Source organism: Paenibacillus sp. FSL R10-2782, from assembly GCF_038592985.1.
GTDB classification, from domain to species: domain Bacteria; phylum Bacillota; class Bacilli; order Paenibacillales; family Paenibacillaceae; genus Paenibacillus; species Paenibacillus terrae_C.
Genome location: NZ_CP151951.1, coordinates 3,610,916 through 3,637,016 on the forward strand (window position 1 = coordinate 3,610,916; position 26,101 = coordinate 3,637,016).

The following is a 26,101-nucleotide window of genomic DNA, read 5'->3' on the forward strand; positions in this document are numbered from 1 at the left end:
GGTTACCTCTTTCTCGCCACAAACGCCAGCCAGTCCTCATCCCGGCACGTTTCGGCAATGTCGAAGCCCGCCGCCTTCAATGCGTTTTCGACAACCTCTTCTTTGTTCTTCCAAATTCCTGAAGCGATATAAATACCACCTGGCTCCAGAGCCTTGTACACATCATCAATAAACAGCAAAATAATTTCGGCCAAAATATTAGCGACCACCAGCTTGACTGGCAGTTGGATACCCAGCGTCGGATCGCTCGCATTCAGCACGGACAGCAGATCGCTCTCTTTAATGGTAATGCGATCCTCCAACCCATTCAGATGGGTATTTTCCCGCGCACTGGATACCGCTACGGGATCAAGGTCCAGAGCCAGTACATGCTTCGCTCCCAGTTGCACGGCTCCGATCGCCAAAATGCCGGAGCCTGTGCCCACATCAATGACTTCTTCTCCACCCTTGATCACAGATTCCAACGCTCTCAGACAAAGTGATGTTGTGGGATGCGTTCCAGTGCCAAAGGCCATGCCGGGGTCCAGCTCAATGATTTTTTCATCTTCACTGGCAGGATCATAGGCTTCCCAAGTCGGTTTGATCGTTAGACGATCCGACACACGCAATGGCTTGAAATATTGCTTCCAGGCATTCGCCCAGTCATCCTCATTGACCGTTTTCAGCTCATACCGAACCTCGCCAGGGTCAATATCGAATGTTCTCAATTCTTCGACGCGTGGCTCAATTTGCGAACGGATCACGTCCATCTCAATTTCTTCGGCAAAATACCCCTTGATGGTCGCTTGTCCTTCAGGAATGTCATTCAAGGGCCGATCATACCACTGTCCGTAGGACGTATCGCGTGGTTTGTTCAACGAACCGGATTCTTCAATGGAAACCCCTCCCGCACCTGCTTCGTGCAGAAAATTCGAAATCATTTCGACGGCTTCTTCGGTTGTATGTATTGTAATTTCATGCCACAACATGGTTTTCATTTCCTCCTCATTTCACATGCATACTCTATATTGTACTATATACATGCATAGGAGTTCAAAAAGGCTAGTATCATCGAAGTGCAAAATGTTTTTGTGGAACTTGTGCATGTTGCCGGCTCATTTAGTCCAAGCCTCCTTAACTCTAGTACATACAATATAGTATATTCAAAGAAGGAGTGAATTATAATGGCCAAAACCGTTTTGGATTATAATGCTACTGTCATCACACCTATTACCAATGGGATTAGTCTTCCGGTTCCTATTTCTCCAGCCGGACTAGGGATTGCTACTGCTTCCGTGTTTATTGATCCTACTATTCCTGGAGCCGCTAACAATCGGGTAGAGTTAAAGGCATCCATTGGCTTGCATTTTGTTGGTGCGGGCAATATTCGATCGCTTGTCCGCATATGGAGAGCCGGCAAAGAAATCTATTACGGACTGCAGACTAATCTGTTTGACGACAACATTATCATTAATGTCGAAACGGTAGATGTTGCTCCTCTGGGCGTGCAAAACTATCAACTGATTATTGAAAATCAAACGCCTGCGACTACTGCTTTCGTCTCTGGTCCCCTTGTTTTTAGCGCAACAGCCTATAGCGGATAATTAAATAGACAAGAGGATGAAATACAAATTAAGACGGGCAATCCCGCAAATCATATTTAATGATAGGGATGACCCGTCTTATTGAATTCTACTCGCTGTCGTTTATGATGCGCTCCTGACGACGATCAGCTACTTCACCGCGTCGGATCGCTTCCAAATCCTGAGCATCTGCCTGCTCTGCCGAGAACTCAACATCCTCATTTTTAGCAGATTGTGCACGCTTGATTTTCTCGGTTTTGGTCAGCACTTTATCGAACCGTTTGTTTGTGGGCATCTGTCACAACTCCTTCCAACGTTTTTTCACAGCATACCACCTGCTTGTTCCACAATAGACATCGCCTGATGATGAATGGATTCATCCACCACAGCGGTTAGCAATATATCACGGCCTGTCGGCCCACCTTGCCCGCCGTCACTCATTCCGCTGGCAGATGGATCAGCCGCAGCCAGTATCGCTGGAGTTGCATCCGTAAACTCCACTCCCTGCGTCAGTGAGGACAAGCTGCTAATTTGTCCCGCAAATACAGGTAATCCAGCATTGCCTGTAGACTGTCGGGGATAGCGGCTAAATCGGTCTATAGATACATCTGCTGCCCGGAGAGCTTCCAGCTTTCTAGCTGCTCCTTGTGCTTCCTCGGGGCTTTTGAAATACGCCAAAATATTTTTTTCACTCATCCCCAAAACTCCCTGTGTGGTATTGAGCGCAACTCCTGTTCAAGAACACAGACAGTTGCGCTTTGCTATATCCTGCTCATTGGCACGGATTTATATTCCCCACGAAGGCTAAACGGAACAAACAACACCGAGTTTAGTATGCTGAAACGGTTGAAAAGTAGTTTGTGAAGACTATAACTTTTGCGGGTGCAAAGCAGCGGCAGGAGCTTTACCTGCCTTGGCTACTCCTGTCTCCCACGCAGCGCGAATGACAGCATCACGAACCTTAGAGACCACCTTCGGATTAAACACATTAGGTATGATATAAGTTTCACTTAGCTCCTCAGGGCTGATCGCATCAGCAATAGCAAGCCCGGCAGCCAGCTTCATTTCTTCATTAATCGTCGTGGCATGGCAATCCAGTGCGCCCCGGAAAATTCCCGGAAAGCACAGCACATTGTTAATCTGATTTGGAAAATCAGAGCGGCCCGTAGCCAGAACACGCACATAAGGGGCTGCTAAGGCTGGGTCAATTTCCGGCTTCGGGTTCGCCATGGCGAAGACGATAGGATCAGTAGCCATGCTCTGAATATCCTTCACACTCAGTAAATCCGGGCCTGACAGACCGATGAACACATCGGCCCCCACAATCACCTCAGATAAACTACCACTCAAATTGTACGGATTGGTCATGCTCGCATACTCCGTCCAATGTGGATTGCTATATTCCACGCCACGATGAATGGCTCCCTGCCGATCAACGCCAATCAGATTGCGTACACCCGCCTTAAGCAACATCCGAGAGCAAGCCGTACCCGCCGCACCGATACCTGCAAATACCACTTTGACATCCTCTATTTTTTTGCCGCATACCTTCAATGCATTCACCAGACCTGCCAACACGACGACGGCCGTACCATGCTGATCATCATGAAATACCGGAATGTCCAGCTCCTCTTTTAATCGTCTCTCAATCTCAAAGCAGCGCGGTGAAGAGATATCCTCCAAATTAATACCACCAAAGGCAGGGGCAATCATTTTGACAATTTGAACAATTTCATCAGGGTCCTTCGTATTAAGGCAGATTGGAAATGCGTCTACGCCTGCAAATTGTTTGAATAGAACCGCCTTACCTTCCATCACAGGCATAGCCGCCTCTGGTCCGATATCTCCCAATCCTAGCACCGCTGTTCCGTCCGATACGACCGCCACTGTATTTTTTTTGATCGTTAATTGATACGCTTTAGCTGGATCATTTGCAATCTCCATACAGATTTCAGCTACGCCGGGAGTGTAAATCTTGGATAGTTCCTCCATGCTTGCAATCGGCTGCTTCGGTTGGGTCTCCATTTTACCGCCCTCATGTAATTGTCTGATTTCTTCTGTTAAGCTACTCATGCTTCTCTCCATCCTTTCATGTCTGTCTATTTTTTCTGTACAATTGTTATAGATATCAGGCTTTTGTATAGGCTCATCAGCTCCATAAATTGAGTAACAAGGTTGCTAAAATGACTGTGGCTGCCCCGCCAATGCGTGTTGCTATTTGTGCAAAAGGCATCAGCTCCATCCGGTTCGATGCAGACAGGATCGCTACATCCCCCGTACCACCCAATCCGCCACGACAACTGGTTACCAATGCAGCTTCCACCGGGTACATGTGAATCCATTTTCCTGTGAAGTATCCAGCAACAATCAATGTAATCACGACAGATGCGCAGGTTATGGCATAGGGAATTGTCAGAATTCCGACCACACTATCCAAAGGCACATACAAAATACCCAATCCTACCATCAATGGCCATGTCAGACTTGCCGCAATACATTTGTACAAATGAAAAGCCCCCTGCTCTATCTGTGCCGGCATCGCTTGAATACACTTCATTAAGGCCGCAGCCAGAATCATCAGAATCGGCCCAGGAATATGAAGATACGGCTCCAGCAGTTTACCGACAATAAAGAAAGTACAGGCTAACAGCAGCCCCCCACCCATCAATGGAAACGAAACAGGTTGTTCCAGATTCACTGGAGATAATTTTTCCCCTTCTTTATCAAGTTTCAACAACTTCCCGTTACCAGAAGTATGAGGATTTTTCTCCGCCATTTTTTTCAAAATACCTGCACCTATGATGGCAACAATATTGCCAATGATCGCGGCCGGGATAAACTGGGATACGAATATCGCTGAATCCTTGCCCAGCACCAATCCATATGAAATGGACAATGGTAGAATCCCTTCTCCAATCCCGCCGGAGATAATCGGAATAATGATGTAAAAGAACGTATGATAGGCGCTGTAGCCAAAAGCCATACCCACAACCATACCTACTGCTACCGCTGCAATAGAGCCTATTATAATGGGGGCAAAAATTTTGACAATTCCGTTCATCAGCATCTTCCGATCCATACCCAGAATACTTCCGGTGACCAGACAAGCGATATAAAAATAAAGAAAATTCGAGGTTTTCATCAGCGTGTGTACAGCACCCATCGCAGATGGAGGAAACATGTTCCAAAATACCATCAACGATGGAACCATGAGTGACAGAATGGCCGGACCCCCAATATGCTTGAGCACAGGAAGTTTGGCCCCCAGATCACTGAGCAGTATGCCTAAAATCATAATGACGGCAAATCCGCCCAGCAGATCGTTCGGAAGTCTCTGTGTAATCGCAGCTGCGTATACAATTAACGCAATCACGACATAAAGCGGAAGCGGAATAACTCCCACTTTTATCCTGCCCAGCACCCTGATGCCGTCTGCAGGATTTTTACGCCATTTTTGCCATCTTTGAATGATCGGCTGGTTTGTAGCATTTTCCATAAAGCTCCCTCCTTGTAGTGAAGAATGATGACCATGCTTCCATTCTACACTTTGGAAAACGCTTTATTTGGTTTTTAAACTAATCATTCACTTTTGTAATTAAAGTAATCAAAAAGAGGGCTTAAATATAACTGTTCATAATTTCCTCCGCCTGCGGTAAAATTCGATACTGATAAACAGGTCGTCCAATGGTACCGTATACGGTTTCCATGGCAAGTGCCTCAATTTCCGTCAAAAAAGCAAGATACTTGCGCATAGATACTCTGGATATCCCTGCACTCTCCGCAATATCCTCGGTGGAAAATAACATCGCTTCATGCTGCCGGATACAGTTCCATACCATAGCCAGCGTGGATTTGGTTACTCCTTTGGGTAGCCGGGCCAGCTCTTTGGTCGAGCTTTTATGATAAAGCAGCCGATCCAACTCCTCCTGCGAAAGCAAGCTGCGCTCACGCATGATACTGACATGCTCCCGATAACCCGTGAGCGCCTCCAGAAAACGGTTAAAGTGAAACGGCTTAATCAAATAATCCACCGCGCCGAAATTCATCGCTTTTTTGACACTGTTCATATCGCTTGCAGCCGTAATCACGATGACATCCACATTCTCTCCTGTCTCACGAATAAAAGCCAATAAATCAAGTCCATTGCTTTCCTGCATATACACATCCAGCAAAATCAGATCAATCGCTTGTTCTTCCAGAAATTTCTTGGCATCTTCTACCGATGCTGCCCAGCCCCCACATCGAAAGCCCTCTACCTGCTCCGTATATTTGCGATTAAACTCGGCAACCATCGGATCATCTTCTACAATTAAGACATTAATCATGTTCATCATTCCCCATTACGGCATATGGAATCTTAATCTGAAAACAGCACCCTTGCTCGGCCGGAATCAGCTTTATCGTTCCTTTTAATCTTTTCACACTTTGCATTACCAGATAAAGCCCCATTCCCCGTGACTCTCCCTTGGTCGAAAAACCCTTTTCAAATATCGCCTCTACGAGAGGTTCCGGTATGCCTGGTCCATTATCACGTATCACACAGGTCAGACAGCCGTACTTCTCAATTTCCTCATAATAAAGCGTCAAGGTAATCCGCTTGTGCTCCAGAGATTCCATCGCTTCCACGGCATTATCAAACAGATTCCCCAGTATGGTTATCAGTTCATGAATGGTTTGGGTGCGACCAGATTCAGGCAAATAGCTGCCCGGAGTCAATTCGAAGCTCACGCCAATCTCTCTGGCTCGACTTAATTTCCCCAATACAAAGCCCGCCATCACCGGGTCCCTGATTTGCCTGGTAATCGAGCCAATTTCCACTTGATGATGCTCAACGGCATCCATGATGTAATGCTCCAGTTTGTCGTACATACGCAAATGTACCATCCCCATAATGACATGCAGCTTGTTCATAAATTCGTGAGCCTGCGCACGCAGCGCCTCTGTATACAGAGACACTCCTGTCAAACGTTCGGCAAGCTGACTTACCTCCGTTTTATCCCGAAAGGTTACAATTGCGCCCACGATTTCCCCTTTGACCCGTATCGGGACACTGGTGGTGAACAAGGTTATTCCCCCCAACTCCATGTCCTCATCCATTCGTGGAGTACCTGCTGCCAAAACCTCTTGTAATCGAAAAACGGACAAATAAGCGTCAATCTCCTGCCCCGAGGACGAGATATCCTCAATCCCCGCTTGCCTGAGCAGACGAATCGCTTCCGCATTCATCAGTATGATACGGCTGGACTCATCCACCGCAATAACTCCTTCCTTGATGGATTGCAGCATAGCGCTGCGTTCCTCCAGCAAGCGTGCGATTTCCGGCGGCTCCAGACCGACCAGCATGCTTTTAATTTTACGGGCCAGCACTACAGCGCCTCCAGTGCCGATCAGCATCCCGATACCGATGGCGATCGCAATAAGTCGATAGTTCCCCACCTGAGCCCGCTCTACGTCCTGCAATGAAATACCAACAACAATTGCCCCTACCTGCTTGCCTGTAGCACTAAATACGGGAGAAAAGGCTCGCATGGACAAGCCCAACGTCCCCTTCGCAACAGATACGCTCTCATGACCATGAAGTGCAATATATTCATCACCCCCGACAAAGGCTTTGCCGATCTTCCTTACATCCGGGTGTGTCTTACGAATCCCCTTCATGTCCATAACGACGATAAATTGAATGTGATTAGCTAATGATACTTTCTCCACATACTCCTGTAAGGGGGCAGACGACTTAGACTGCTGCAAATGTTCAATAATGAGCGACGTATGGGCAAGTGTACGTGCGATGGACATCGCTTTTTCCTCTAGCCCCTTCTCGGTTTCATGCTCCACTCTCTCGCCGAATAACAAAGTTGCAGGCAAGAGCACCAGTGCCATAACCAGACAAACCAGCAGCGTAATCAGCCCTCTAAGCTTAAGTAGCGGTTTTCTCCGACGCAGCTTAGGCTGTGACTTTTCGATAGAACTCACCCTTTCACGCTTCATATTAAACCTAAATTATCCAATATGCTTATACAAAAATGGTTATGTATGTGTTTACGTGAATTTGCATAGCTATAATCTCATACGGTTGCCTTCCACTCTTTCGTATAATAAAAAAAGGGAACTACTCCGCAATTACGGAACAGTTCCCTCCGATTCATGGTTGAAGCTCCGCGATTCTACCCTGGCTTAGTCGCCTCGGAAGGCGCGCTTCACACGGTCAAAAAAAGATTGCTCATTCTCATGTGTCTGCTCACCGCTAAGCGAAGAGAACTGACGCAGCAAATCCTTCTGCTCCTCGCTCAGCTTGCTAGGGGTTACCACAACCACCTTAATGTGCTGGTCCCCCTGACCTACACCACGCAGTTTTGGTACACCCTTGCCCTTAAGACGGAAGTATGTTCCTGTTTGTGTACCAGCCGGAACTTTCAGCTTCACTTTCTCGGTCAGCGTCGGAATTTCGACTTCATCTCCCAACGCTGCCTGCGAGAACGTCAGCGGAATTTCACAGTAAATATCGTCTCCCTCACGCTCAAAGAAGTCATGCGTCTTCACACGGAAAACGACATACAGATCACCTGCCGGTCCTCCGTTGACACCGCCTTCGCCTTCACCGTTGATACGCATTTGCGCACCGTCATCCACACCCGCCGGAATACGGATATGAATTTTACGTTGCTTGCGCACACGACCAGAACCGCTACAAGTGGTACATTTTTCTTTAATGATTTTACCAGAACCACTACAGTTCGAGCAGGCGCGACGGTTAACCATTCGGCCAAACGGTGTATTCTGTACCACTTCTTCTTGTCCGCTACCGTGGCAGACGGAACAGGTTTGTGGTTGAGTACCCTTTTTGGCTCCCGTACCGTGACACGTATCACACGTTTCCGTGCGCTCAATGTTAATGTCGGTTTCCTTGCCGAATACAGCTTCCTTGAATTCAATCGTCATCGTATATTGAAGATCATTGCCACGTTGCGGTGCATTCGGATCACGACGACCGTTACCGCCACCACCAAAAAACATATCAAAAATATCGCCAAATCCGCCACCAAAGTCGGCCCCACCACCGAAGCCGCCTCCCATGCCCTGATTCGGGTCTACATGACCGTATTGATCATATCTTGCCCGCTTCTGACCATCGCTGAGAACGTCATAAGCCTCTTTCACTTCTTTAAATTTGGTTTCCGCGTCTGCAGCCTTGTTCACGTCCGGATGATACTGACGCGCCAGCTTACGGTAAGCCTTTTTAACATCTTCATCCGAAGCGCCCTTCGCGACGCCCAGCACCTCATAATAATCGCGCTTATCAGCCAATGTTCCACCCCCATGCCTACAACGTGTCTGCACTACATATAAAAGGAAAGCCAAAGGCACGGGATGACCCGGCTTTGACCTTCCCATCATTTCAAGGCAGTACAACCCGCAATATGCTTATTTATTCTGAAAATAACTGTTACCCTTCGGCTATTCGTTATTTATCAAGGCAGCAACGCTGCTTCTTTTCATTCAGTATATTATAACGCACCGGTGTACCGTAATGCTACACTACCCGATCCGTAGCTTAGTCTTTCTTCTTGTCTTCGTCAACAACTTCATAGTCTGCGTCAACCACATTGTCGCGGCCTTTGCTGTCTGCTGCGCCATCTTGAGCCTGTGCTTCTTGCGCAGCTTGCTCATACAGCTTCACGGACAACTGCTGAACGATCTCAGTCAGCTCTTCAGTAGCCTTTTTGATGTCTTCCAGGTTGTCAGTTTCCAGCGTTTTTTGCAGATTTTCTTTAGCTGCATTCGCTTTTTCGACTTCACCTGCATCCGCTTTTTCGCCCAGATCCTTGATCGTTTTGTCTACGGAGTAAATCAGTTGGTCCGCAGAGTTTTTCGCTTCTACCAGATCTTTGCGTTTTTTATCTTCTTCCGCATGCAGCTCAGCGTCTTTCATCATACGTTCTACTTCCTCGTCGCTCAAGCCGCTGGAAGATGTGATTGTAATTTTTTGGCTCTTGCCTGTACCTTTATCCGTAGCAGATACGTTTACGATACCGTTGGCATCCAGATCAAAGGTAACCTCGATTTGCGGTACACCGCGTGGTGCTGGAGGAATATCTCCCAGTTGGAAACGGCCCAGCGTTTTGTTGCCTGCTGCCATTTCACGTTCACCCTGCAATACGTGGATTTCCACGCTAGGCTGGTTGTCAGCATACGTCGAGAATACCTGCGATTTGCTGGTAGGGATCGTCGTGTTACGCTCGATCATTTTTGTAAATACGCCACCTGCAGTTTCAATACCGAGGGAGAGTGGAGTTACGTCGAGGAGAACGACGTCTTTCACATCACCTGTCAGTACGCCTGCTTGAACTGCGGCACCCAAAGCTACCACTTCATCAGGGTTTACGCCTTTATGAGGCTCTTTGCCTGTCAGTTTCTTGATCGCTTCCTGTACAGCCGGAATACGTGTGGAACCGCCGACCAGCACGATTTTGTCGATATCGCTGGCACTCATGCCTGCATCTTTCATCGCTTGACGAGTAGGTCCCAAAGTACGTTCTACCAGACCTTCAGACAATTCTTCAAATTTTGCACGAGTCAGGTTCAGTTCCAAATGCTGTGGAACGCCGTCAGCTACCGTAATGAACGGCAGGGAAATCGTCGTTGTCAGTACGCCGGACAGCTCTTTTTTCGCTTTTTCTGCTGCATCTTTCAAGCGTTGAACAGCTGCTTTATCTTTGCTCAGGTCGATGCCTTGATCTTTTTTGAACTCAGTTACGAGGTAATCAATAATCACTTGGTCGAAATCATCGCCGCCCAGCTTATTGTCACCGCTTGTCGCTTTAACTTCGAAGAAGCCGTCGCCCAGTTCCAGAATGGATACGTCGAATGTACCGCCACCCAGGTCATAAACAAGGATTGTTTGGTCTTCGGATTTTTCCATACCGTATGCCAGTGCAGCTGCTGTTGGCTCATTGACAATACGCAGCACTTCCAGACCCGCGATTTTACCCGCATCCTTGGTTGCTTGACGTTGGCTGTCATTGAAGTAAGCTGGAACTGTGATAACAGCTTGAGTTACCGTTTGTCCCAGGTAAGCTTCAGCATCGGATTTCAGCTTTTGCAAAATCATGGCAGAGATTTCCTGTGCGGAATATTCCTTGCCGTCAATGCTTTCTTTATAGTTTGTACCCATGTGACGCTTAATGGACATAATTGTACGATCAGGGTTCGTGATCGCTTGGCGTTTTGCTGTTTCACCTACAGTACGTTCTCCATCTTTTTTGAAACCAACAACCGAAGGGGTTGTGCGTGCGCCTTCCGGATTTGGAATTACAACGGCTTCGCCGCCCTCCATAACAGCCACACAAGAGTTGGTTGTACCTAAGTCAATACCAATTACTTTACTCATCAGACAGTTCCTCCTTCTGTATATACGAGGCCTTCAGGCCGTAATAGTTAAAACCAAGATGTGTTGCTAATGTATATTAAAAAAGCTACATGCTCACTTTTACCATAGCCGGACGAAGCACCTTGTCCTTCAGCATGTATCCTTTTTGCACCTCTTCAACGACGATGCCTTCCTCATGCTCTTCGCTTTCCACCTGCATAATCGCCTGATGGAAATCAGGGTTAAACGGTTGGCCCACCGCATTCATGGCCGTCACTCCCTCAGCCTGAAGCACGCTCTCAAACTGACGGAAGATCATCTCCACACCTTTGCTGAATGACTCAGCCTCCGCTCCTTGCGGTGCTGTTGCCAGCGCACGCTCGAAGTTATCCAGAACAGGCACCAATTCGGTAACCAGCTTCATAGATGCATATTTGGCAAGGTCCTCTTTTTCTTTCAGCGTACGACGACGGAAATTATCGAAATCCGCCTGTGCGCGTAAAAAACGCTGTTGGTGCTCTTCCGCCTCCACGCGAAGCTTAGCCAGTTCTGTATCACCCTCTTGGGCTTCCAGTGCTGCCGCTTCGTTCACCGGCTCTTCCTGCTGGTTCGTCTCAGTGGCTTCCTCTGTGCTTACATTTTGTTGTTTTTCTTCTTGGAACACTTGTTCTTCCTTCAAAATGTTTCACCTCCTTCAAGTCATAACTACCATTACATTCATATTTGTACATTCAAACTTGTTTGCTGCACTTCATTTCAAGTTGTTGTTACTTAGCAAAAACACGCAGCAATGCAACCGCGCAGGATACATACCGTACCCCGGCGCGGAACATGTAGAACCGCAGCATGTGCAGTCTTATTCTATTTAAACCGCTGCGTAAGCATTGCGGTCAAATCCTTAGACAGGATACCTAAAATATTGATAACTCTCGCATACTCCATCCGTGTTGGGCCCAGTATACCTATTGTACCCAACGCTTCGCCATCTACCGCATACGTCGCGGTAATCAGACTGCAATTGGCAAACGCCTCGTGATCATTTTCTGTGCCGATGCGGACTTGAATTTCGGGCGCTCCGGCGACAGGCATCATTAACTTAAGCAACGTTGGTGTTTCCTCCAGCAAATCGAGAATATGTTTGACCTTTTCAACGTCCTTAAATTCAGGCTGATTTAGCATGTTCGTCGCACCGCTCAAATATAAGCGCTGATCCGATTCATTATCCAGTGCTTTATCCAGCACCTTCATAGCGTCCTCAAAATGAGACACATGCTTCTCCATTTCCTGACCAAGTGCGGTGTAAAGACGTGATTTCAGCTGATAAATCGGCACGCCGACCAGCTTGCTATTCAGCAAATTCACGACCTTCTCCATCTCGGAAATTGAAATTCCCGGCGGAATGTCTACTGTCTTGTTCTCCACCTGACCGGTATTGGTAACGATAATCGCTACAGCCGTCGTTTCGTTGAGCGGCAATAGCTGAAAATGACGCAATGAAGTATGAAAAACCTCCGGCCCAAGCAGGATGGAAGTATAATTGGTCATATGGGACAAAATACCTGATGCATGCTGGATTACTTGTTCCATTGCATTCAGCTTTTCGGCGTAAAAGGCTTTTAGTTCCCGCGTTTCCATAGGCTTCAGCGTATCCAGTGGTACCAAATGATCCACATAATAGCGGTAGCCTTTATGAGACGGGATGCGTCCCGCAGAGGTATGGGGTTGCTCCAGATAGCCCTGTTCCTCCAAATCCGACATTTCATTACGGATCGTAGCGGGGCTGAATCCGACATCCTGCCTTTTGGATATGCTGCGGGAACCCACTGGCTCAGCCGAACGAATGTAGTCATCAATAATCGCATTCAAAATGAGTCTCTGACGTTCGGTTAACAAGCGAATCCCCCCTTTTATTTATCCATAATAGCATGGTCGTTCAATGGAATCATTAGCACTCGTTAGCGATGAGTGCTAACCGATAATACAAAAATACCAAACCGACCTGATCATTGTCAAGTCAGATCAGTATTTTCAATAGCATGATTTCAATCACTACGGACAACAAAACTGTTTTTATAAATTTTTCAAGAAAAATATAGAAAACATGCTTCTTATTCTCTATAATATATTGAGCTCTGCTGTATGATAAGGAGGAAGCTGGTTGAGAACAAATCGTCGCAGCTTTATCAATGTACTGATTGCACTCTTGCCTACTCTCTGTATGTTTTACCTTTTGATTAAATTGTTTCCATACACAGGGTTGGGAAGAGTTATTATGCTGCCTTTTATTTTTATGATTAACGCTGTCCTTATTGGTTTGACCGCTTTTTTAATCCGCAAATTTTATAGCGCGTTTTACATTATTATTTTATTGGTCGTAGTCCTGCTTACCCTAAGAATTCCTGTTTCCTTGTATCCACAAGAGTTCAGTCCAAGTATCCCCCAGCAAATAAACGATAGTATTGCAGCAATTAACGACTATGATCATTCACTCCCGGCCGATTTGGAGAAACCCTCCTTTAACACCTACCGAACGGGAGCAAAAGAAAAATATGTGGTAGCCTTGTACAAATACAGATACGATATTCCTCTGGATGGTTCATTTCACCTTTATAATAACGATAGTGATGAAGATACAATATGGAGCCTTGAAGATATACCAGCAAAACTTTACCCACATCACAAGTTGATGTGGCGGTATCTTGAAAATTTCCAAAAATGAGACAAGCAATTACAGCTTATATCTACCACGACCAAATATAAGCTCGATCCAATAAAAAACGAACTGACCTGATCATTCTCAGGTCAGTTCAGCATTTTTAACACCGCAATTTCATCACAATTGTTTTGTTTACTACAGTTAATGCAATCAGTCCATACCTTTTCAGGGAAAATCTCTTTGTTTACCACATCAAACCCGTTTTTTATAAAAAAGGAGACCTCGTAGGTCAAAGCCATAATTTTAGGAATACGCTGCCGCCGTGCTTCTATAATAAGGCCCTCTACGAGCTTGGAGCCGATGCCCATACCCTTATGTCCTTCAGAAATACCAAGTGAGCGAATCTCTACCAAATCATCACCCAGTTTGCATAAAGAACCACAGCCGACGACTTCGCCGTCCACTTCAGCCACAATAAACAGCTCCAGTTGACGCATAAGCACTTCCCTTGAACGCGGGAGCATAATTCCCCGCTCCGCATAGCCGCTAATCATTTGGTATAAAGGCTCCACATCCTCAGGAACCGCACTTCTGCACAATACATCTTTACACACTGAAGCCATCTTGCTCTCCTCCTGCCGCTTGCCGTATATAATGAATAAATATACAACATTACGCATAGAATCGCAATACTTCATTTACCCTGACGTGACAGAATTGTGTTATAAAATGAATGCCCCCTCTAATGGTGGTGTGCAAACGTACCGTTTTGAAGCTACGACTTATGAATTTACTGTAATGGAACCGATGAACTCCGCAAATACATCATTTCCGAACAAAATACCACGTTCGCTCAGACGATAACCGTCCTCGACCGGTTCGATCAATCCCGCATTCAGCATTTTTCCGAGTGGGGCCGTAAACGTATCCTCAAGTGACTGACCGAATTGAGCCTCAAAGCGGGACTTCGAGACACCTTCCAGCATTCTCAAGCCGACCATGAGAAAATCCTCCATCGCTTCGGCCGCCGGAACCTCAAAGCTATCCAGACGCGGCAGTCCGTTACGGGTAGCCTCCACATAAGGATTAATGCCCTTAATGTTCATATGACGCTCTCTGCCAACATATCCGTGCGCCCCAGCGCCAAGACCATAATAGTCCTCATTTCGCCAGTAGGTCATATTGTGTTTGCTTCCCAAACCTGGTTTCGCAAAATTGCTGATCTCGTACTGCTCGTAGCCCGCCTCTTTCATGCGACGCATCAGGAGCAAATACATCTCCAGCTCGTCGTCCTCATGTGGAAGTGGAAGCTGATTTTTCTGGTACAGCGTGTGGAATAAGGTGTTCTCTTCAACCTTCAAGCTATAGATGGAGTAATGAGGAAGCCCCAGCTCCAGTGCCCGGCTGACGCTTTCATGCAGCATTTCTACAGTCTGATTCGGTAAACCGAACATCAGGTCAATCGACAGATTGTCCAATCCGACCTTACGTGCATTTTCCAGACTACGATAAACATCATCTGTATTATGAATACGACCAATGCCCGTAAGCAATTCATTTTGAAAAGCCTGTACGCCGAAGCTGAGTCGGTTCACGCCACCTTCTTTCATTACTGTGAGTTTTTCAAAATCAGTTGTGCCCGGATTGGCCTCCATGGAAAACTCAATATCATCCGACCAGTTCGGGAAGTAGGTACGAACGCTTTTCAGGAAATATTCCATTTCCTTCGGATTCAGCGTTGTTGGTGTTCCGCCCCCGACAAAAATGGTTTTAATCTCACCTGGCGGGTGAAGGCGAACTGTATGCTCCATTTCCCGTTCCAGTGCATACAGGTATTCCATAACAGGCTGATCCTTAAGCACGTAAGAGTTGAAATCACAGTAAAAGCACTTATTCGTGCAAAATGGTATATGCAGATAAACCGCTTGAGGCGCGGATGAATATTCATGTTTGTGTATGGATGCGGTCATAACGATCCTCCTTGTCAGTGTTGAGGTGTGGTCAAAGGGCAGTGAGGGGAGAGATCGTTACGTGTACGGATCATTCTTCCGACCACTGTTCCCCCGGATTTTTTTCATTGAAAAACTAAAGGTTAAAATCCTGGGGTAAATTACGCTTTCAGGCAAATGCTTTGCTTCTTCAGAACGATTCCATCCACTACGCTGCTGCCCGCCACCGTCAGTCAGCCATTTTTTTAGGGACTTGATCGGACCCTCCGTCTCTGGATAGCTTGCTCAAATAAAGAACGTCCATTCTTCATGAACGGCAAATGGCCACATGAAAGAATGGACGAATACCGCTTGGGAACAAGCGGACCGCAGTAATTTAGGTACATCACAGAATGTGTACCTAAATTACTACGGGGTCATACTGTTGTTACTTATTCGTATTCAATTCATACTCACGTTCTGTGATGTACCAAATTGAATACGGTGCTGCTTGTGTCAAGCAGCTTTACTCATCTATTTTCAGTACCGCCATAAATGCTTCCTGTGGTACTTCTACGTTACCGACCTGCTTCATGCGCTTCTTGCCTTCTTTTTGCTTTTCAAGCAGCTTCCTTTTACGGGAAATATCGCCGCCGTAGCATTTAGCCAAGACGTTTTTACGCATAGCCTTAACGGTTTCACGCGCTACAACCTTTGTTCCGACAGATGCCTGTATTGGCACCTCAAACATTTGGCGTGGGATCAGCTCACGCAGCTTCTCGCAAATGATACGTCCGCGATGGTAAGCGCGATCTCTGTGAACGATGAACGACAACGCATCGACCTGTTCGCCGTTCAACAGAATATCCATTTTTACCAGATTAGACTGGCGATAGCCTGAAATCTCGTAGTCGAAGGAGGCGTAGCCTTTGGTGCTGGATTTAAGCTGGTCAAAGAAATCGTACACGATTTCGGACAGCGGAATCTGGTACGTAATCGTTACCCGTGTCGTATCCAGATATTCCATATTCACATACTCGCCGCGCTTGGTCTGGCAAAGCTCCATAACCGTACCTACGTAATCATTAGGCACGATAATGCCTGCCTTCACGTATGGCTCTTCCACATGCTCAATTCGTCCGATTTCCGGGTAATTCGAAGGGTTATCGATCTGGATCGTTTCGCCATTCGTCAGCTTAATACGGTAAATAACGCTTGGCGCCGTTGTAATCAGCGGGATGTTAAATTCGCGTTCAATCCGTTCCTGAATAACGTCCATATGAAGCAGACCAAGGAACCCGCAACGGAACCCGAAGCCCAATGCGCTTGATGTTTCCGGCTCAAAGCTGAGGGAAGCATCATTCAATTGCAGCTTTTCGAGCGCCTCACGTAGATCGTTGTACTCAGATGTTTCAATCGGATATAGCCCGCAGTATACCATCGGATTAATTTTCCGATAGCCTGGCATCGGTTCTGGTGTTGGATTTTTGGCATCCGTCACCGTATCCCCGACACGCGTATCACCCACATGCTTGATACCAGCAACGATAAAACCGACATCACCGATGTTCAGCTCGTCCACGATGCTCATACGTGGCATAAAGGCTCCTACCTCGATAACCTCAAACGTTTTATCGGTCGCCATCATTTTAATTTTGGAACCTGCCTTGATGCTGCCATCTACGACACGGACATATACGATAACGCCTTTATATGGATCATAATGCGAATCGAAAATAAGCGCCTTCAGCGGATTGTTCGGATTTCCTTGCGGAGCCGGGACGCTTCTAACCACCTGTTCCAAAATTTCCTTGATACCGATTCCAGCTTTGGCCGATGCGTGTACAGTCTCGCTCGTATCCAGGCCGATAACATCCTCGATTTCCTGCTTCACACGTTCAGGATCAGCACTTGGCAAATCAATTTTGTTGAGCACCGGCAGAATCTCCAAATTGTTGTCCAACGCCAAATATACGTTAGCCAATGTCTGCGCTTCAATGCCCTGTGCAGCATCTACAACCAGCAGAGCACCTTCGCAGGCCGCCAAACTGCGGGAAACCTCATACGTAAAATCGACGTGTCCAGGTGTATCAATCAAATTCAAAATGTACTCTTCGCCGTCATCGGCCTTATAAGTGAGTCGCACTGCCTGGAGCTTGATTGTAATCCCGCGCTCCCGTTCCAGATCCATCTGATCAAGCACTTGCTCCTGCATTTCACGGGATGTGAGTGCACCGGTGTATTCCAAAATCCGGTCAGCCAGCGTGGATTTACCGTGGTCTATATGTGCAATGATACTAAAGTTCCGAATTTTACGTTGTCTTGCCAAAATGTCAGTCATGCCTTACCCCCACACAATGCCTAGTGTCAATCAGCTTATTATAGCAGTTGTATGGGGGGTCAGCAATATTTCTATTCCGTCACTCCGTCAAAAACAGACACAACCCAGCGAATACCCTGTCTCGACAGGTTTTGCAGCAGTCCGGCCGTTTTGTCTGCCATGGTATCCACCGAGGCTTGCTCTGCCTTGACCACCAACAGTTCACGCGGTGTCTCCAAGCCCTTTGAATTGGCGCCCTGTGCAGTTGAATACCATTGAGGGGTCTCGCCAGTAGTTTGGGCCTTACTTCGTTCTTTTGCATCAGCTTCGCTCGCAACGGCTCCTGTTCCCGACTCCATTACGACGTTGCCATTTCCGTTATACGCACGGGTATAAGTACGAACATCCGCTGCCGGTGTGTCTTCAATAAGGGTCTGCTCGTATCCGACTTTCTGCTGAACCCCGCTTTGAACCGGGTCCCCAGCCCACTCCGGTCCGTATACAGAGCGTAAGCCAGAGCCTGCCAACTGCATGCCGAGCAGAACTCCCGCCCCCATCAGAAGTACAAATCCAAGCGCTTTTTTACGAAAATGTCCGGACATTGCATTTCCTCCTTTCCGCCGCCTCAATTAATTGCCACCGTTGCTCTTTTTCGTATCGGATACGTTAGTACCCGCTTTCTGGGCTTTCTGATCCTCCCAGTACACCTCGCCAATCATATCTGCCAGAACGTCAGAGGTACGTTTCAATTCTTCCTCTGTATTATCAACCCCACCAATTTCGATCAAAATGCTATGAGAGGACAAGCTCTGATTGTACTCACCGTTGTTGCCTTTACCACCATCCTTCCCCCATACCCCGCGGGAAACGCCGTGATACGACTTTTCCAGCTTCTCATGAATACGAGCGGCGAAAGCTTCATTTTTGCGCCAGTTTTTGTTGTCATGGCCGATAATAAAATACACCTTGGCATATGAAAGTCCGTTTATCGTTGCTGTTGTTTTGCCGTGACGTTGAGAATCTCTGTGGATATCAAGCAGATAGGTTAGGCTTTTATTTCCAGCCAACGCTTCCTTGACTGTTTCACGCGAATATTTATAGGAATAATTCCAATTGTAATTTTGAACGGTTTTGGCATAGTCCTTGTTCACATGCAAAGTAGCTATCCCTTGTTTCTCCAATCTCTTTTTTACAAAATCCCCTACTCTCGACACATTGGCTGATTTTGAGCCAGAATTGGGATTGGAGGTGGTTTTACTGAGCAAAGGGTTATATGCCTCTCTCGGGTGAGAATGGTAGATTAATATACGCTTGGCACCTTTGACTGCTGTATCACTCGGATCATCCTCTTGCGCAGGGTCCGTTTCTGGCGTTGTCGGAAGATTTAGCGTTGTAGAACTATTGTTCGGTGGGTCTGCAGCAGCATCAGGGCCGCCGGGAGCATCCGTTGTTCCCTGATCGGGCTGATAATCCGTAGGTGCCTCCACCTTGTTGTTCCCTGAGCCCTTGCGCAGCAAGACAGGCGTACCCGCAGACATACCAGGAATTTCGCGAGCAATGAGACTTTTGGGGTCCTGTGGATTAATACCTGTAAGCATTTGAAAAATAAAAGGAGACCATTGCTCACCCGACAACGAAGATTGTTGCTTCTTCTGTGCCAAATGAGGTACTTCCATGCCGAGCATGTCCGCAAAAAAACCACTGGAAACCGAACCTGCAAATCCTTTCATCGAAGACACCGGAGACGTTTGCAAACGATTTTCCGCCAGGCCTCCAAGCCCCAATACAACAAATAAAAGCGCCGAGCCCATAATAAGCAGCACAAGCGTATGTCCCATAGCCAAAATTTCAAGGCCCTTTCTTCTCCATCTTCCGACGTTCCAGGTTTGAATTTTTTTCATGTGGGTCTTGTCCTCCTTCGTCCCGTCGAAGCCCGCCTCATATTCAGAACCTATAGGTTCCAGTCAGCAGCGGAAATCTCTTATACTTCAACTCTATGAACGGAGAACAATTGCTAGAACACAAAAAATCTCCACCCGCAGGTAAATCCCACCCCTTATTGCAAGAGATAGGATACCTAATAGATAGAGAATTTTGTGTTTAAAATATGCTTTTACTAACCCTCATTAATGTGTATAAGCGGCGACATTGCCGGGATCGACGGCTTCATGCAGGGCGGCGTTCAATCCAGTGGCAATAATATTCGCAATATCTTCTATAAATTCATCAATCTCCTTGGGGGTCACAATCAGATCATGTCCCAGCGGCTGAAGTACCTCTCTCACCAATCCCAGTCTCTCTGGCTCTGAAATATCATCCAGCATCCCCAGTATTGCTTTCGTAGAAGCCTTTTCCTTGGCAAAATGTGTTTTCATCAGTTCAATTACATTATTAACGATGGTCGAAGCGTAGCAAACGGTTGGAACGCCGATGGCAATACACGGGACACCCATAATATCCTTGGTGATGCCGCGCCGTTTGTTACCAATACCTGAGCCCGGATGAATCCCGATATCTGCCACTTGAATGGTCGTATTGACGCGCTCCAATGAACGTGACGCCAGAGCGTCAATGGCAATAATCAGTTCTGGCTTCGTGCGATCAACGATACCCTGAACAATTTCACTTGACTCGATCCCCGTTAGGCCAAGAACTCCCGGTGCAATCGCACTCACATCCCGATAACCAGGATTGATTTGATCAGGCGTCAGTTCAAAAAATTGACGAGTCACCATCAAATTTTCAACGACAAGCGGACCTAGTGAATCGGGAGTGACATTCCAGTTGCCCAGACCTACCACAAGTACGCGTGCCTTACTGGAGATCCCTATTTTTTGTATAAATTGCTCCATCTCCTTCGCAAATGCAATGGCTACCCGTTGCTGGAGCCCGGTATCACCTTCACGTAAGCCGGGCACTTCCAGCGTGACGTAATGCCCCCGTACCCGTCCAATACGGTTAGCACCCTCTTCATTCAGCACATCCAGACGCGTGATTTTAATACCGTTATCTTCCTCCACGTCCTCGTTGATACCCGCCAGCGGCATTGGCTGATCTCGTTCCGCCAGTTCTCTTGCCTCCAGCGCCAAATCCGTACGTACCGCATACTTCTGCAAATCCAAATCCATCATTTACGCCTCCTTTTATACCATCTCAGGTTATAGTGTGCGAGACACCCAGCAGGTTTATGCACATCCATTTTCATCCTGTATTCTACCCAAGCCCGGAATGTTTTCTTATTGCAATTTGAGGTGTGGCGTGCTAAAATATTTTAAGTTGTGAAACGTTTGTGTTCATAAGTAATGCCTTTACAGGAGGTGAATGTAATGCCAAACATCAAATCCGCTATCAAACGCGTTAAAACAAGCGATAAACGCCGTGCGTTGAACGCTTCTCAAAAATCCGCGCTTCGTACAGCAGTAAAAGCTGCCGATACAGCGTTGGTGAATAACGAAGCTGAAAATGCTGCTGCTGCTTTCAAAGTAGCTTCCCAAAAGCTGGACAAGGCTGTAACTAAAGGTCTGATCCACAAAAATGCAGCTGCTCGCAAGAAATCCCGCTTGGCTAAAAAACTTAACGCTCTTACAGCTCAAGCGTAAGCAAGAGCTACTTTTATACGTTAATGAAAAAATCCTGACCAGCCTTGGCTGATCAGGATTTTTTAGTTCACCACGCTTGAACTCTACGTTACACTAGTTAACCTTTCATTAAAACGCTCGGCAAACGGGCCGGATTAGACCGAAGCCCCCGCGCCCATTTTCAGCAAAAACATCTCCAGCCCCAGCACCTTGTCAACAATCCCGGTTTTCATACGGTAATCCAGCTCGCCTAAGTCGTAGAGAAGCTGTCGCAGCTGCTCAGGACGGAATCTCCGAGCCTGCTCACCGGCAACTTTCACCCCATATGGATGCAAACTAAGCTGACTTGCAATTTGCTGCTGGGAATAGCTTTGACCCATCAGTTCCTTGACCTGCAACATAATACGGAACTGTCGTGTGACCAAAGCTGCAATCTTGATCGGTTCCTCTTTTTGCTTAAGCAACTCATAAAAAATACTAAGCGCCTTATCCAGCCGCAAATTAGCCAAATCCTCGACCATCGCAAACACATTTTGTTCCGTACTACGAGGCACAAGCGATTCAATATCTGCAGTAGAGATGGTACCCTGCGCTCCCGCATACAGGCACAGCTTGTCTATCTCGGCAGCCAGTGATTGCAGCCCGGTCCCCGTATATTGAATGAGACTTTCAGCAGCTCCCGCCGCCAATTGGACTTCTCTTTCCGCTGCACGCTTATGAATCCATGCCACCAGATCATCTCCACCCAACGGAGTGAAGGCAATAACCGAGGCGTCACTTTTCAGCCTTTTAACAATCTTTTTCCGTTCATCCAGCTTTTCAGCCTGAACCGTAAAAATGATAATGCTATAGTCAGCCGGATTATCCATATAAGTCAGCAACGCTTCAATGCGGTGCTCCATCTTACCGCCATCCTTGCCTGCCGCAAATACACTGGTGTCCCGTACAATAATCAGCTTTTTTGGCACCAAAAAAGGCGCAGTCTCGGCTTCTTCCACGACTACCTCAATCGGCGTCTCGGTCAGATCGTAGGGAATAATGGCAAAGTCACGATGCTCCTCTTCCACCACTTTTTCCTTAAGCATATCGACAAACTGCTTCATTTGATATTTTTCGCTGCCGTAAAGCAAATACACTGGCGAAATATCGCCTTTGCGAATAGCCTTAGCGGCTGTTTTTGCATCCATTCACCGTACCCCCCATTCATTGATCGTACCCGACATCTGGTCGGAAGGCAAGTCATTATACAAACGAAAGGACCCTGCCAATAGGCAAGATCCCTTCACCACCATCTATATCAACACGGAAGCAGAAAGCTCTAGAAACTTTCGGCCGTCGGGATAAGACGTCGGTTCATACAATCTATTCTTTGCTTTTAAAAATGTGCCATCTTCATAGCAATTATTTGCCGGAACTACGCGGAACGGTATACGTATATTTACTTGCTGTACCATCCTGCTCCGTCTCATATATGAAGGTTTGGCTGTCTTCTGACCAGCTTCCTTTGACCCATGCGCCCTTCAGGGTACGTACTTCCAGCGTTGTCCGGTCTACACCATTTTCAGAAAGCTTATATACTTTCAGCTTTTTGCCCTCAATAACCACCGCATAGCTGCCATCAGGTGAATTAAGCTGATCTGTAGATGTCGCTTGGGCGCTAAAGGTGGAAGGATTACTGCTGTCCGGAGAGATCATCAAATTCGATGAAAGTCCTTCATTGCGTACTGGGTTTTGCGACACGGAGGGCTGTTGATCATTAGAAGCTGTATTGCTGCCCATATCCTCTGTCGTAGTCCCCAAATCCTTGGTAACCCCTTTGGAGGTCGTGTCTTTCGACGTATCATTTGAAACAATCCGATTCTGCATCATCATATCCTGATTGGCAGACGATGACGAATCATTAGTAGCCGTGCTGTTGTCATTACTGTCTTCAGTAGTGTCCGTACCCGCTATAGGTGCTTTTTCTACTTTTGGTTCTCCTTGCTGTTCAGGGGCAATCGTTTGTTGCTCGGATTTTCCCTGCTTTAACTGTTTGTCATCAGACTTAGGAGCATCCGCAGCAGAATCTTGCCCGACAGATTTTTCTTTTGACGTCTGTCGATCCTGATGGGAAGGATGCCCTGCTGGCATATGCTTCGTTGAATCTTGTTCACCCGTCCGTGGATCTTCATTTTGTGCAGCATTCTGTTTGGAAGGGTTCTTTTCAGCATCCGCACTGTTCACATCCAGTTTGCTCGGATCAGATTGCTCCCCTGTGAATGGCTGGGTTACGTTCGCTCCCTGATCCTGCTCTAACGGCTGCTTGGTCGAATCGGAGCCAATAGCTGCATCGCTGCCTCCGCTTCCATTCACCGTACTTGGAACTTCTGTCTGTTCCTGCTGACTCATCACTCCAGGCGATTGGGAATTAAGCAAGCCATCCGCATCCTGCACCGTTTTCGGTTCAAAATTGAATATCACAATGCCCAGTACTACAGCAGCGGCAGCCACGCCCATCGCGGCCCGCCCGCTCATCCGGTTCCACCAAGGAATAGGCTGGGTGCGCTGTCTTGGCCCCGGTCCAGGATCGGCAGCTACAGGCTGCATCTCCTGAAGCGCGCTTCCCTGCTCCTCACGTGCGCGGTCAATGGCATCTAGCTGAGGCATGATGGAATCCACCAGGCTGAACGCCGGGGAAACCGCAGGCAATTCCTCCAGCTCGCGGGAGAGCGTCTGAAGAATATGAAATTTTTCCGCACAGTCCGGGCAAGTCGCAATATGGTTCATTAATTGGGACGTCTCTTCTTCGCCCAGCTCATGATCCACATAACGCTGCATCCAATCCATCACCTCTTCCCCACACTTCATCCTGATACACCACCTTTCTGATATTCCTGAAGTAGCCCTTGCAATTGCTGTCTTGCACGATACAAGTATGACTTGACCGTATTAAGCGGCAAATCCAGAGAGTCGGCAATCTCGTTATAAGAGAAATCCTGCAGATATCTCAATACGATCACCGTCCGGTGGTGCTCTGGAAGCTGCTGTATAGCCTCACGAACATCCTGTGCCAAGTAAGATGTCAGGACCTCGGCCTCCACATTTTGGGGATCGTTGAATATCATGTCGTGCTCGTCAATGGATACCGAGGGCTTCGTCCTCCTGAATTTATCGATACATATGTTCGTTACAATACGTTGAACCCAGGTTTTGAACTGCGCCTTTTCCTCATAAGAGTTAATTTTGGAATAAATCCGTATGAGAGCTTCTTGTGAAGCATCCATGGCGTCCTGTTCATTGTTTAAAATGTAATATGCCGTACGGTACACATGCTGTTCTATCTCTCTTAATAGGGTAATGAGAGCGTCGCGATCGCCCGATTGAGCGGCTCGAATGAGTCCCTGCTCTACCACAAAGGATCCCCCTCTCCCTGCAATATTACAGACGTTTCCCCTTTGCAAATTGTTGCAGGATAGACGTCTGACGATAATTTTATTTTTTATAGTGTAAAAAATGTTACCAAAAAGCCCATTTTCCCCATTATAGCCTCCCTTAGAATAACAGAAAAAGGGAAGGTCGTCACCTTCCTTAGTCCTTACTCACAAAATCTGCTGGAATCTGTCGAATTGAACTTGCATATTGTTACTTCTTGGAAATCAGGAAATCCGATATGAGCTCTAACTGGTAATTCAGAGCAATCGGGTCCTGAAAATAAAAGTCGTCAATCGAATACTGATAAATTTTCCCTGCTTTAACAGAAGGAATATTTTTCCATACGCTTTTAGATTCAATATCTTTCCCCTGCTCTACTCCATCCCCCCTAATCCCCAGCATCAGGTAATCTGCATCGCCCAGCATCTCTGGTAAAGCCTCCATGGAAATACTGGCCCAGCCCTGTTTGAACGCCACCTTTTCTACCTTCGCCGGGGCATGAAGTCCCAACTCATCGTAAAGTACGGCTCCTCCCCGTCCATAGGACTTGCCATAGAGATATAATTCTTTGCCTGTTATCTCAAAAATAGCAATTTTTTTATCTGATTCAATAACATCAGACAAGGCCTGTTTCTTCTCAGCAATCCTGGACGCAAAATCAGCCAGGCATTTCTTCGCTTCCTGCTCCTTGTTCAACACCTTGCCCAATTCCATCAAACGGTCCTTATAATTATATGTACCATATGGAATAAATACAGTAGGCGCTATTTTTTTTAGATTTTCATAAGCTTTCTCATCATAGGTAATGATCAGATCCGGATTCAGGGTGGTCACCTTTTCAAGGGACAGTGCGGAGCTATTACCGATATTTTCAACACCATTTAAGTATTTTTTATAGTATGGAGCATCGAATACAGTGTCTGGAGCCCCTACAGGTGTAATCCCAAGTGCAAGAACATCGCCTACATAGTCGCCGACCGCTACAACGACACGCTGTGGATGTTCAGGAATAGTGACTGTACCTTTATCGCTTTCATATGTACGTGTGGCAATTTCATTTCCAGTAGATGCAGTTTTGGAATCAGCCGTTGTCCCATTATCCGTTGCCATTCCTCCTCCATTCGTAGCGCATGCGCTCAGTACCAGCATTAATGAAATAATCAACAGGCAAGCCAAAGTTCGGAATTTTAAATAGTTCACAATAGTCCTCTCATTAATAATGATTCTCATTTTCAATACTATTAGATTCTATCAAAGCTCTTAGGTTATGTCCATGCAG

General features: G+C 46.9%; 24 protein-coding genes. 3 read left to right on the forward strand and 21 right to left on the reverse strand.

Annotated elements, in window-relative coordinates; genetic code table 11:
* Positions 1-2: 2 nt before the first annotated feature.
* Complete coding sequence (gene prmA / locus NST83_RS16320; RefSeq protein WP_342414930.1) at positions 3-968, reverse strand: 50S ribosomal protein L11 methyltransferase; 966 nt, start codon at positions 966-968, stop codon at positions 3-5.
* A 195-nt stretch (positions 969-1,163) separates the two neighbouring features.
* Here prmA and NST83_RS16325 point away from each other — a divergent pair, with 195 nt between their 5' ends.
* A complete protein-coding gene (locus NST83_RS16325) occupies positions 1,164-1,583 on the forward strand; it encodes a hypothetical protein (protein ID WP_342414931.1) in 420 nt (139 codons plus the stop codon).
* Positions 1,584-1,671: 88 nt separating this feature from the next.
* Here the strand turns inward: NST83_RS16325 and NST83_RS16330 are convergent, their stop codons facing one another.
* From NST83_RS16330 to hrcA, 10 genes are all read right to left on the reverse strand, one after another.
* Entirely contained in the window at positions 1,672-1,857 is a 186-nt protein-coding gene (locus tag NST83_RS16330) for a YfhD family protein (protein WP_044645104.1), read from the reverse strand.
* 26 nt (positions 1,858-1,883) lie between these two features.
* Positions 1,884-2,258 (reverse strand): hypothetical protein, encoded by a 375-nt coding sequence (locus NST83_RS16335; RefSeq protein ID WP_342414932.1) that lies wholly within the window; start codon positions 2,256-2,258, stop codon positions 1,884-1,886.
* Between the two features lie 171 nt (positions 2,259-2,429).
* Positions 2,430-3,635, reverse strand: a complete 1,206-nt coding sequence (locus NST83_RS16340; protein WP_342414933.1) for a malic enzyme-like NAD(P)-binding protein — start codon at positions 3,633-3,635, stop codon at positions 2,430-2,432.
* Between the two features lie 76 nt (positions 3,636-3,711).
* Complete coding sequence (locus NST83_RS16345; RefSeq protein WP_342414934.1) at positions 3,712-5,058, reverse strand: 2-hydroxycarboxylate transporter family protein; 1,347 nt, start codon at positions 5,056-5,058, stop codon at positions 3,712-3,714.
* A 121-nt stretch (positions 5,059-5,179) separates the two neighbouring features.
* Entirely contained in the window at positions 5,180-5,887 is a 708-nt protein-coding gene (dcuR, locus tag NST83_RS16350; RefSeq protein WP_342414935.1) for a two-component system response regulator DcuR, read from the reverse strand.
* Positions 5,880-7,535 (reverse strand): DcuS/MalK family sensor histidine kinase, encoded by a 1,656-nt coding sequence (gene dcuS / locus NST83_RS16355; protein WP_342414936.1) that lies wholly within the window; start codon positions 7,533-7,535, stop codon positions 5,880-5,882. Before dcuS ends, dcuR begins: the two co-directional genes overlap by 8 nt.
* 201 nt (positions 7,536-7,736) lie before the next feature.
* The gene (gene dnaJ / locus NST83_RS16360; protein ID WP_137061860.1) at positions 7,737-8,867 is read right to left on the reverse strand and encodes a molecular chaperone DnaJ; all 1,131 of its coding nucleotides are present in this window, start codon (positions 8,865-8,867) and stop codon (positions 7,737-7,739) included.
* A gap of 247 nt (positions 8,868-9,114) precedes the next feature.
* Entirely contained in the window at positions 9,115-10,950 is a 1,836-nt protein-coding gene (gene dnaK, locus NST83_RS16365; protein WP_137061859.1) for a molecular chaperone DnaK, read from the reverse strand.
* 85 nt (positions 10,951-11,035) lie between these two features.
* The gene (gene grpE / locus NST83_RS16370; protein WP_137061858.1) at positions 11,036-11,608 is read right to left on the reverse strand and encodes a nucleotide exchange factor GrpE; all 573 of its coding nucleotides are present in this window, start codon (positions 11,606-11,608) and stop codon (positions 11,036-11,038) included.
* Between the two features lie 182 nt (positions 11,609-11,790).
* Entirely contained in the window at positions 11,791-12,822 is a 1,032-nt protein-coding gene (gene hrcA, locus NST83_RS16375; RefSeq protein WP_342414937.1) for a heat-inducible transcriptional repressor HrcA, read from the reverse strand.
* Between the two features lie 265 nt (positions 12,823-13,087).
* On the opposite strand from hrcA, the gene NST83_RS16380 reads away from it, so the two are divergent.
* A complete protein-coding gene (locus NST83_RS16380) occupies positions 13,088-13,648 on the forward strand; it encodes a hypothetical protein (RefSeq protein ID WP_342414938.1) in 561 nt (186 codons plus the stop codon).
* Between the two features lie 83 nt (positions 13,649-13,731).
* Here NST83_RS16380 and NST83_RS16385 read toward each other — a convergent pair whose 3' ends face one another.
* The 6 genes from NST83_RS16385 to gpr all read right to left on the reverse strand — a co-directional run bounded on the left by NST83_RS16385 (position 13,732) and on the right by gpr (position 20,961).
* Positions 13,732-14,208 carry an N-acetyltransferase gene (locus tag NST83_RS16385; RefSeq protein WP_014282525.1) on the reverse strand — a complete coding sequence of 159 codons (477 nt, stop codon included), beginning with the start codon at positions 14,206-14,208 and terminating at the stop codon, positions 13,732-13,734.
* Between the two features lie 159 nt (positions 14,209-14,367).
* Entirely contained in the window at positions 14,368-15,555 is a 1,188-nt protein-coding gene (hemW, locus tag NST83_RS16390; protein ID WP_342414939.1) for a radical SAM family heme chaperone HemW, read from the reverse strand.
* A 484-nt stretch (positions 15,556-16,039) separates the two neighbouring features.
* Entirely contained in the window at positions 16,040-17,854 is a 1,815-nt protein-coding gene (gene lepA / locus NST83_RS16395; RefSeq protein WP_137061854.1) for a translation elongation factor 4, read from the reverse strand.
* Between the two features lie 71 nt (positions 17,855-17,925).
* Complete coding sequence (locus NST83_RS16400; RefSeq protein ID WP_342414940.1) at positions 17,926-18,435, reverse strand: hypothetical protein; 510 nt, start codon at positions 18,433-18,435, stop codon at positions 17,926-17,928.
* Positions 18,436-18,462: 27 nt separating this feature from the next.
* Positions 18,463-19,734, reverse strand: coding sequence for a stage II sporulation protein P (locus NST83_RS16405; RefSeq protein ID WP_342414941.1), 1,272 nt, complete (start codon positions 19,732-19,734; stop codon positions 18,463-18,465).
* A gap of 225 nt (positions 19,735-19,959) precedes the next feature.
* Complete coding sequence (gene gpr / locus NST83_RS16410; protein WP_342417973.1) at positions 19,960-20,961, reverse strand: GPR endopeptidase; 1,002 nt, start codon at positions 20,959-20,961, stop codon at positions 19,960-19,962.
* Positions 20,962-21,159: 198 nt separating this feature from the next.
* On the opposite strand from gpr, the gene rpsT reads away from it, so the two are divergent.
* Positions 21,160-21,432 carry a 30S ribosomal protein S20 gene (gene rpsT, locus NST83_RS16415; RefSeq protein WP_137061850.1) on the forward strand — a complete coding sequence of 91 codons (273 nt, stop codon included), beginning with the start codon at positions 21,160-21,162 and terminating at the stop codon, positions 21,430-21,432.
* 134 nt (positions 21,433-21,566) lie between these two features.
* Here the strand turns inward: rpsT and holA are convergent, their stop codons facing one another.
* From holA to NST83_RS16435, 4 genes are all read right to left on the reverse strand, one after another.
* Positions 21,567-22,598: a DNA polymerase III subunit delta gene (gene holA, locus NST83_RS16420; protein ID WP_342414942.1), complete on the reverse strand. Its 1,032-nt coding sequence runs from the start codon at positions 22,596-22,598 to the stop codon at positions 21,567-21,569.
* 214 nt (positions 22,599-22,812) lie between these two features.
* Positions 22,813-24,258 carry a zf-HC2 domain-containing protein gene (locus NST83_RS16425; RefSeq protein WP_342414943.1) on the reverse strand — a complete coding sequence of 482 codons (1,446 nt, stop codon included), beginning with the start codon at positions 24,256-24,258 and terminating at the stop codon, positions 22,813-22,815.
* Positions 24,255-24,803, reverse strand: coding sequence for a sigma-70 family RNA polymerase sigma factor (locus NST83_RS16430; RefSeq protein WP_014282534.1), 549 nt, complete (start codon positions 24,801-24,803; stop codon positions 24,255-24,257). The genes NST83_RS16425 and NST83_RS16430 overlap by 4 nt, the downstream gene beginning before the upstream one ends.
* Positions 24,804-25,032: 229 nt before the next feature.
* Complete coding sequence (locus NST83_RS16435) at positions 25,033-26,022, reverse strand: iron-hydroxamate ABC transporter substrate-binding protein (RefSeq protein ID WP_342414944.1); 990 nt, start codon at positions 26,020-26,022, stop codon at positions 25,033-25,035.
* Positions 26,023-26,101 lie beyond the last annotated feature (79 nt).